Origin of the sequence: Sphingobacterium sp. T2 (genome assembly GCF_000814685.1) — a bacterium.
Taxonomy (GTDB): domain Bacteria; phylum Bacteroidota; class Bacteroidia; order Sphingobacteriales; family Sphingobacteriaceae; genus Sphingobacterium; species Sphingobacterium thermophilum.
Window position 1 is genome coordinate 1 of record NZ_JXAC01000255.1, and the last position, 9,090, is coordinate 9,090.

A 9,090-nucleotide genomic window follows, 5' to 3' on the forward strand; every position below is an offset into this window, starting at 1 on the left:
GCCGCCTAACGCTTTTCCTAAAGTACCGGTGATGATATCCACTCTGTCCATCACGTCGTACAGTTCGTGTGTTCCTCGTCCGTTTTTGCCGATAAATCCCGTGCAGTGTGATTCGTCAATCATCACCAATGCTTCATATTTGTCGGCAAGGTCACAGATCTTGTCCAATGGCGCTACGGCACCATCCATGGAGAAAGCACCATCGGTGACAATAATCTTATGTCGAGCACCGGAAGCGGCTTTGAGCTGTGCTTCCAAATCTTCCATATCACAGTTTTTATAACGGAAGCGCTGCGCCTTACAAAGACGAACGCCGTCGATGATGGAAGCGTGGTTCAGTTCGTCCGATATGATGGCATCTTCCGGACCGAACAGAGGCTCAAACACTCCCCCGTTGGCGTCAAATGCAGCAGCATATAGAATGGTATCTTCCGTACCTAAGAACTTCGAAATTTTTGCTTCCAGCTCCTTATGAATGTCTTGAGTACCGCAGATAAAGCGTACTGACGACATACCATATCCATACTTGTCAATAGCCTTTTGGGCTGCTTCAATAACTTTAGGATGTGACGACAATCCCAAATAGTTATTGGCACAGAAGTTTATTACCTCCTGTCCTGTACTCACTTTTATATCTGCACCCTGAGGCGTCGTGATGATGCGCTCTTCTTTATACAAACCTGCTTCTTTGATAGCAAGTAATTCTTTTTCTAAAGCTGGTTTTAAAGTTTTGAACATAATATTTACGTTTAATAATGATCTTCAAACAAAGATAGAATAATAATCTTTGATAAATTTATGAAATCGATTGTTCAAAAATAAGCGCGGCAACAGAATTGTTGCCGCGCATAAAAGATAGGGTGTTTTTGTTTATTTACTGGCCGTCCATGTCTGGGTTCTTCCTATTAAGGAAAATCCTATATATCCCCTTACATTTAGTTTATCCCCATCTCTGGTGATAGTACATTTATTATGTTTTACCTGTCTTAGGATCTGTAATCGTTCCTCCTGTGAATTCATTACCTTTCTTTTGGATATTTCTGATAATTTCCAGACCTATAAGAGGTTTGTTCTTACGGTCGTCCTTACAGTTGACACAATTTTCATTCTGAGGTTTTTGTAACAACTTAACGATTTTACCGTAGTATTGACCGTCTGATTTCTTAAATATCTCTACCACGGACTTTGCCTGTCCGGTCTCATCATCTATGGTTGTCCATTTACCTATGATATCATTAGACTGTGCATAGGAAGCAAGACAAGCACACATAGCCACGAAAAACGTTATCAATCTTTTCATAATCATTAGTTTATTTATATATAAATATACAAAATTTTCTATGCAAGCATAACATAATAGCTTTTGTTTTTTAAGCTTCTTTTGAGAGCACGTATTGGCATCAATTTTGAAGTCTGACTGTTAAAGGTGATTGTTTACATTTTATCTATTGCATTATGAGATTTATTATTTCCTTACTTCTGACAGGACTGATTATCGTCATCGCCACATATATAGTACCCGGAGCTTATGTTATTAATTTTGGATGGGCTATTGTTACAGGTTTAGTTATAGGGCTTGTAAACGCTATTGTTGGTGGTATCTTACGTTTGTTGACCTTTCCCCTCAATTGGCTTACCTTCGGATTAATCTCATTTATCATTACCGTTTTGATGGTTATGCTAAGTGACTCTATTTTGGGTAGTAAATTTGAAGCGGGAGGTTTTTGGAACGCGACCTTGTTTGCTATTGTCGTAGCTATCTTGGAAGCTATTGTTGACCGTATTCGAGGAGATAAATAGTCAACAATTATAAATTTAAATTATTGAGATCCAGCCTTAAGAAAAATCTTAGGGCTTTTTTATTGGAAAAATTTCCTTATCCATTTCATTATATTACGGGAATTCGCGGAATAAGGATACCAAAAAAACTTGCTCATCGGTATAGCTGACGCTTTCAATAGGCTTCTTTCATGAGAGAAAGCTTTAAAGCCAAAGTATCCTGTAGACTGTCCTATTCCGGAATTATTAACTCCTCCAAACGGCAGGTTAGGATGCATAATATGCAGCATAGCGTCGTTGATGGTGGTACCACCGGCAGTGGTTCGTTGCATGACGTGAGAAACATATTTTTTATCCTTACTGAAAATATACAAAGCTAAAGGCTTTTCCTTGGCATTCACGAAATCTAATGCTTCTTCGACATGTTTATAATAGCGTATAGGAAGTATAGGACCGAAAATCTCTTCCTGCATCAGGGCACAATCTTCCGGCACGTTGGTTACTATAGTGGGGTGCACAAAAAGAGCTTCAGCATCATGATTTCCACCATAAATTAACGAAGCGTTACCGTTTCTAAGTTCGTCCAAATATCCTTTCAGCCTATCGAAATGCTGACGGTTGATTATCCTTGCCAAGTATATGGATTGCAGAGGGTTATCTCCGAAGGCTGCCTTCATCTCTTCACAAAGAGTCTTTTCAAGGGCATCTTTCAGCTGTTCGTCCACCAAAAGATAGTCGGGAGCTATACATGTCTGCCCCATATTCACAAATTTTGCCCATATTAAATTTCTTACAGTATCGCGCAGCTCCACATTCCTGTCCACAAAAACAGGACTTTTGCCTCCCAACTCCAATGTTATGTCTGCAAGATGCTTTGCAGCAGCGGCCATGACAATCTTGCCTACCTTTGACGATCCTGTAAAATGGATATGGTCAAACTTAAGGTTCAGCAGGTACGACGTCTCTTCAACCCCTCCTTCTACTACCGCAACATGCCTCCTCTCGAAGACTTCACCAATAATTTCCTCAATAATAGAATTGATGTTAGGGGTGAATTCTGACAGCTTAAGGATTACCGTATTTCCGGCGCAAATGCTCGCTATAAGATGCACCATGGGCAGCTGAAAAGGGTAATTCCAAGGAGTAATGATAAGGGTATTGCCTTTGGGCTCGAAAACAGTATATGCTGTCGTGGAAGCAAAAAGCAAAGATAGAGCCGCTTTCTTAGGTTTCATCCAGCGCGGCAACTTTTTTAGAAAATGATTGATTTCCAAAAGCACCGGAAGAAGTTCCGTACTTTCCGTTTCGAAAGGATTTTTCCTAAAATCCTTATAAAGAGCTTCTTTTATTCGCTCTTCTTTATCACAAAATAGCAGACTTCAACAGTCTTAACCATGAAGTCCGCTGCTGGACAGTGCATTGCTTTAGAACAGACTTATATGCAAGTTGACTTTCATAGATTTCTTGAATTTCAGTATTGTTCATCGCTTGCATACTTGTATGTTTAGGTAAGAGGCTTCAGCTTTTGAGGTGCCACTTGAGATATAAGAGCACGTGCTAACACACGGTTAGGATCTACCATGGGCAAATCCAGATAGACCTTCTCTGTGAGTGCCAAAGGAAGTTCCGTACAAGCCAACACGATAACCTGCGCCCCCTGTTCTTTCAGAGATGCTATCACCTCTAACAGATCTTCGCGTGCCTTTATGGATACGGGCGAGGAGCAGGCTTTTATGCCGTAGGTTTCATCATATATTGCTCGATGCACTTTGTCCTGCAACGTATCCTCAGGAGCAATATTATCAATCCCAAACTGCGCCAATATATTTTTATAAAGCCCTGTATTTCTCGTTCCCGTGGTACTCAACACCCCTACTTTCTTACCTTGGAAATTGACATGAATAAATTTTGCCGTTTCTTCCACGAGGTGCAAAAGCCGGATAGTATGTTTTTCCTTTGCGAGCTCTTCCCTTACAACATCAAAAATTGCAGGTGCATGTGCTGTATTACAAGGCACTGCAGCGACGGTAGCTCCTGCTCTGTCGAGCTCCAAGATGATATCTTTCAATGCGAAGGCAGGGTTCTCCTTCTCTTCACCCAACAGATAGGCTGTCCTGTCGGCAATTCTATGCGGCTGCGACGACAATAAGACGGGCAGATGGTCCTGGTCTTTGCTTGCTATTGTTTCCTCTATTATCTTCTTGAAAACATCAAGCCTGCAAACGGCCCCACTCCTCCTACTATACCTATCATATTATCTTTTAATCTAATTCTCCTTCTCTCCAGTCATATGCCCAGAAAGTTTGGTCTTTACCGAAAAACAGCTGAAGCAACTTTTTCATAGCCGGGAAACCTTGGTCCGTATTCATGAAAGCTACCAACGTTTCTCCCCGTTGCGGATAGGTGATGAAAAAACAACGGAAACCGGGATTCGAGCCCGTATGCCAATATGCCGTTCCTTTTTCATTAAATTGCATACGTAATCCCAAAGCGCAAGGCACATATTTGTCCGTAGGATCTCCATTTTCTCCTTTTTTAGCCTCCGCAGCCTTCTGCATCATCAGTTTATGCGTAGATTTTTTCAATCCAAAACCTTCAAGAAGGGCTTTCTGAATGAAACGCATATAATCTTCCGCAGTGGTGTATAAGGTGTAAGCAGCATTTGACTTTCTATATTTTCCGAGCTTGCGAGGTTTCGTCAGTTCGTAATGTCCATAGGCAGCAATATTTTCTAGGCTGTCATTCCATACGATATTGCTGTTTTTCATTCCCATTGGTCTCAAGACCTCCTCTTCCACTAAGGTTTGGAAAGATTTGTTGGTAATATGTTCTAATGTTTCCTGAAGGAAATAAAAACCTTCTCCCGAGTACATATAGTCAGTCCCCGGCTCAAACTGCAAGGTCAGAGGTGTAGCGCGCCACGCATCGGAAGGCACATCTCCCTGCCAGTTTAGTAAGCCTGAACGATGGGTCAATACCATCCTTGCTGTAATCTTAGCGCCATTAGGAGTATTCTTTAAGCGGTCATATTGATAGTAATCCCAAAGAGGCTTATCCAACTCGATAAGTCCTTTGTCCATCAGGCGGAAAAAGGTGTAGGCAGCCACCACCTTGGTCAACGAAGCCGCCTGAAAACGGGTCTCGTTGTACACATAGGCTGTAGTATCGTACTTTTTAACACCATAGTTATACAGATTGACGTGTTCTCCTCTGGCGAAAGCACCTGCATTCCTGGAATGCCGATTTCCTTTGCTATGTCTTCCAACGACTGTCTGATAGACTGAGCCGAAGCTCTCCGCATAGAGCCAATGAATGTGGATAACAGAACTAATACAACAAGAATCCTACTTAGTTGTGGCCTTAGGTAGTTTGTCATGGTTTAACACATTATATTTTTTAAGGATTTGCAAGGTTTCTTTAATCGGCAAAGCTCTAACAGTCCGTTTATTTATTCCTGTCATATCTTCAGCCATGAACAGCGAGTTCAGCAAAGCTTCTTCTGTAGCTTCCCATACTGCCATAAACAGCGCAGACATCTCGTCATTATGCACATCCTTGACTTCCATCTCTATGGTCTTTCCATTGTATGGAACACGACAGGCAGGATGTGTAGAGAAAGCAATAGAATAGTCGCCGGAGCCATTTGAAGAAAAGGCTCCTACATTGCCGAAGGCAATATATGATCGTTTAGCAAGTCGTTCCAGATTTCGTGGCGAAAGAGGAGCGTCGGTAGCGATAATAATCATACAAGAACCATCCACTTTATGGGGCTCTTTCTTCTCCATCATGTAGAAGTTGTGCAGCTCCCTTCCTACAGGAGCTCCATTGATTTGCAGCACTCCCCCGAAGTTGGATTGCACCAAAACTCCGACGGTATAACCTCCCTTTGAAGGAGGCAGCTTACGCGAAGCTGTCCCTATACCTCCTTTAAAGCCTAACGCCTCGGTACCTACACCAGCCCCTACATTTCCTTCGGCGACAGGACCTGTCTTGGCTTCCTTAAGACTCTGAAACACATGCTCTTTGTGCACATGTCTTCCACGGATATCATTAAGTCCACCATCATTCGTCTCCCCCACCACCGGGTTTACGGAACGTACTTTCTCGTTGCCCGGAAGGTGTATCATATAGTCTATCAGCGCATCCGCTACCTTAGGCGCATTGAGCGTGTTTGTAAGAAGAATAGGAGTTTCTATATTTCCCAACTCACGGATTTGGGAGATTCCCATCAGTTTTCCGAAGCCGTTGCCTACATATACAGCGGCAGGCACCTTATCCTGAAAAATGTTGCCGTCATGTGGAATGATGGCGGTAACGCCGGTACGCACACTATCCCCTTGGATTACGGATACGTGGCCTACTTTTACGCCTTCCACGTCAGTAATGGCATTCCACTTTCCAGTAGGTAAAATTCCAATAGAAATTCCCAAGTCACGTGCTCGGACTCTCTTCTCCTGTGCTATCAACGTTGAATGTACAAACGTGCAACAACTCAACGCAATACAAAAGCCATATTTTAGTATCTTCATAGGTTAATAAAACTTATGACAAAATACTAAAAAATGGCCAAAAAATATGTTCTAAGTATTAATTCGTGTTCTTTTGATCCTCGTACATCTGGGACAGCTTATCCAAGCGCCGCTGTATAGCCACATCCGTTCTTTGTGAGATAAGTTTATTTAGGGCATTTTTCTCCACATCCACATCGGAGGTAGATTCAAAGGCATGGACAGCCTTTTGATTGTTTACGGCGATGTCGTAAACATCTTTCTTGCTCATCAGCTTAACGAAGACAGGTAGGCACTCAAAAAAAACAAAAAGGAGGGTGATGAAAATAACAGCATACTTGGTCGAAGGATCTTCCGAGCCGTCAGCTTTCTTATGCAGATTGCTGAGAGCAGCATTACGGTCAGCAAATCCCGCCACATTAATGGCACTGTCAAGACTTCTGTCTGTAAGAATCTTTTGGGCCATAATCCCTTCCCTCACCTTTCGCTCCGAAAGCAAACTTTCTTTCTGTTGTATTCTACTTCTCAATGTATCGAGATACACTTCCTGTTTCTTGAGGTTAGCTTCTTTCATCTTCGCATAAGGGCCATATCCCATCACGCCGGAAGTCTCATCGGTTTTAGTGCCGAAGATTTCATGATTCAACGCTTGGCGTGCCTTTTTAAGATCATTCTCCAACGAGTCGGCTTGGACCTTTAGCGCCCGCAGCTGACCATATTCTACAGCGTATTTATTTTCGAAAGTGCGGTTTAACGTATCGATGGCAGCCTGCTGTTTTTTAAGATATTCTACACGTAGATAGTCTTGGATTTCCTTATCGAAGATTTTGAGTTCCAAAGGCCTCGATATAACCAAGCCTATAAGTACGGCCAGAAGAATACGAGGCAATGCTTGCAAAAACTGCCTGAAAGCGTTTTGGTTTTTGTCTATACTCAATACGATGTATCTGTCTAGATTAAAGATTGCTAGGCCCCACATCAACCCAAACACAAGAGAATAGAATATGGCATTATCATTTCCACTAAACACAAAATATAACGCATATCCACCTGCAAGAGAGGCAAACAATCCTGTGAAGAAAATAGTTGCGCCAATACTAACATACTTGCTATGTTCTTCAGGATACCGGGATAATGTTTCTTTGTGTACCCCCGCACACCACCAAAAGAAATGTTGAATAGAGTTCATTTTATATTTTTATGCGAAAGCAAAATCATCGGCGCAAAAGTAATCATCAGTTTGTAGAAAAAATGTTAATTTTCGGTGAGTGAAGGTTTTAAGTCGGTAACCCCCCTTAATGAGCCAAAATTTGACAGTTAAATGTAATATTTATATCTTGACGAAATGACGTATTTGTTCTGGATAATTCCACGAATTAATATGTACTTTTGCATGAAATCATTGGTAAACAAAAAAATTGAAATGAATAAGAAAAGTTTCATTCCATTTATGGTCATGGCAGCTATGTTTGTAGGTTGCAACACAGAAAACAAAATTCAAACAGACAACCCTTTACTACTCGAATACGAGACTCCTTTTAATGTTCCTCCTTTCGACAAAATCAAAGACGAGCACTTTAAACCGGCTTTTGAAGAAGCCCTCAAAAGACATAATCTTGAAATCGACTCTATCACCAACAATAAGGAAGAACCTACTTTCGAAAATACTATCGTAGCATTAGAAAATGCAGGTTCTCTCCTAAATAATGTTTCTACGATTTTCTATAACCTCAATTCGGCTAACACGAATGACAGCCTTCAGGCTATAGCGCAGGAGATGGCTCCCAAGCTATCAGCACATTCGGATGAAATTAACCTCAATGCCAAGCTTTTCCAGCGCGTTAAATTTGTTTACAACAATCAGAACAAATTCGCTTTGGATGCCGAGGACAAAAAGTTATTGGAAGAGACATACAAAGGCTTTGTTCGCTCCGGTGCTAACCTTTCGGATGCCGACAAGGAAAAACTTAAAAAAATCAATGCGGAAATTTCTGTTCTGACCACTAAGTTCGGCCAAAACTTATTGGCAGAGACAAATGCATACGAACTGGTTATCGATAAAGAAGAAGATTTGGCAGGACTTCCTGAAGCCGTAAAAGCGGCTGCAGCTGAAACAGCAAAAGCTAAAGGAAAAGAAGGAAAATGGGTATTCACCTTATCGAACCCTTCAGTGATGCCTTTCTTACAATATGCAGATAACAGAGAGCTGCGTAAGCAGATCTGGAATGCTTACCAAAAAAGAGGTAACAACGGCAATGACAACGACAACAAAGACGTGCTATTGAAAATCGCCAATCTACGTCTCGAGAAAGCCAAACTGCTGGGCTATGAATCCCATGCTGCCTACGTCTTGGAAGAAGCTATGGCCGGCAACCCTAACAATGTATATAACCTGTTGAACAAGCTGTGGACTCCCGCAATAAATAAGGCTAAAGCCGAAGCTGCCGACATCCAAAAAGAAATCGAAGCAGCGAAAGATACGTTCAAGGTAGCACCTTACGACTGGAGATACTATGCAGAAAAAATCCGTGTTAAACGCTATGCCTTGAACGAAGAAGAGATAAAGCCATACTTCAGCCTTGCTTCAGTAAGAGAAGGCGCCTTCGAAACAGCGACAAAACTTTACGGGATTACTTTTGTAGCCTTGAACAATGTCCCTACCTACCATGAAGAGGTTGAGGTATATGAAGTTAAAGATAAAGACGGTTCTCATCTAGGATTATTGTATGCCGACTTTTTCCCACGTGAATCAAAACGTGGCGGTGCATGGATGACATCTTACAGAAGTCAATATATGAAGGAA

Annotated in this window: 10 protein-coding genes; 2 read left to right on the top strand and 8 right to left on the bottom strand. The window is 41.7% G+C overall.

The genetic code is table 11. The features are described 5' to 3' along the window. The 3 genes from SD31_RS13570 to SD31_RS13575 all read right to left on the bottom strand — a co-directional run. Positions 1–738, bottom strand: a 738-nt coding sequence (locus SD31_RS13570) for an aminotransferase class I/II-fold pyridoxal phosphate-dependent enzyme (protein ID WP_039054519.1), incomplete at its 3' end; no start/stop codon positions are given. A 132-nt stretch (positions 739–870) separates the two neighbouring features. Further along, entirely contained in the window at positions 871–1,020 is a 150-nt protein-coding gene (locus tag SD31_RS21440; protein WP_410528272.1) for a DUF2147 domain-containing protein, read from the bottom strand. Next, positions 971–1,300 (bottom strand): DUF2147 domain-containing protein, encoded by a 330-nt coding sequence (locus SD31_RS13575; RefSeq protein WP_231561667.1) that lies wholly within the window; start codon positions 1,298–1,300, stop codon positions 971–973. The genes SD31_RS21440 and SD31_RS13575 overlap by 50 nt, the downstream gene beginning before the upstream one ends. Before the next feature lie 155 nt (positions 1,301–1,455). On the opposite strand from SD31_RS13575, the gene SD31_RS13580 reads away from it, so the two are divergent. Next, positions 1,456–1,800, top strand: a complete 345-nt coding sequence (locus tag SD31_RS13580) for a phage holin family protein (RefSeq protein ID WP_039054520.1) — start codon at positions 1,456–1,458, stop codon at positions 1,798–1,800. A gap of 59 nt (positions 1,801–1,859) precedes the next feature. On the opposite strand, the gene SD31_RS13585 is transcribed toward SD31_RS13580, so the two are convergent. From SD31_RS13585 to SD31_RS13605, 5 genes are all read right to left on the bottom strand, one after another. After that, positions 1,860–3,155, bottom strand: a complete 1,296-nt coding sequence (locus SD31_RS13585) for an aldehyde dehydrogenase family protein (protein WP_316929891.1) — start codon at positions 3,153–3,155, stop codon at positions 1,860–1,862. A 128-nt stretch (positions 3,156–3,283) separates the two neighbouring features. Then, positions 3,284–3,976, bottom strand: a complete 693-nt coding sequence (locus SD31_RS13590) for an aspartate/glutamate racemase family protein (protein ID WP_316929892.1) — start codon at positions 3,974–3,976, stop codon at positions 3,284–3,286. A gap of 64 nt (positions 3,977–4,040) precedes the next feature. Next, the gene (locus SD31_RS15690) at positions 4,041–5,111 is read right to left on the bottom strand and encodes a serine hydrolase domain-containing protein (protein ID WP_082021977.1); all 1,071 of its coding nucleotides are present in this window, start codon (positions 5,109–5,111) and stop codon (positions 4,041–4,043) included. A 12-nt stretch (positions 5,112–5,123) separates the two neighbouring features. Next, positions 5,124–6,308 (bottom strand): P1 family peptidase, encoded by a 1,185-nt coding sequence (locus tag SD31_RS13600; RefSeq protein WP_052259077.1) that lies wholly within the window; start codon positions 6,306–6,308, stop codon positions 5,124–5,126. 58 nt (positions 6,309–6,366) lie between these two features. Further along, positions 6,367–7,476 (bottom strand): DUF4407 domain-containing protein, encoded by a 1,110-nt coding sequence (locus tag SD31_RS13605; RefSeq protein WP_039054521.1) that lies wholly within the window; start codon positions 7,474–7,476, stop codon positions 6,367–6,369. A 234-nt stretch (positions 7,477–7,710) separates the two neighbouring features. On the opposite strand from SD31_RS13605, the gene SD31_RS13610 reads away from it, so the two are divergent. Next, positions 7,711–9,090 (top strand): M3 family metallopeptidase (locus tag SD31_RS13610; RefSeq protein ID WP_039054524.1); only part of this gene is annotated, 1,380 nt, incomplete at its 3' end.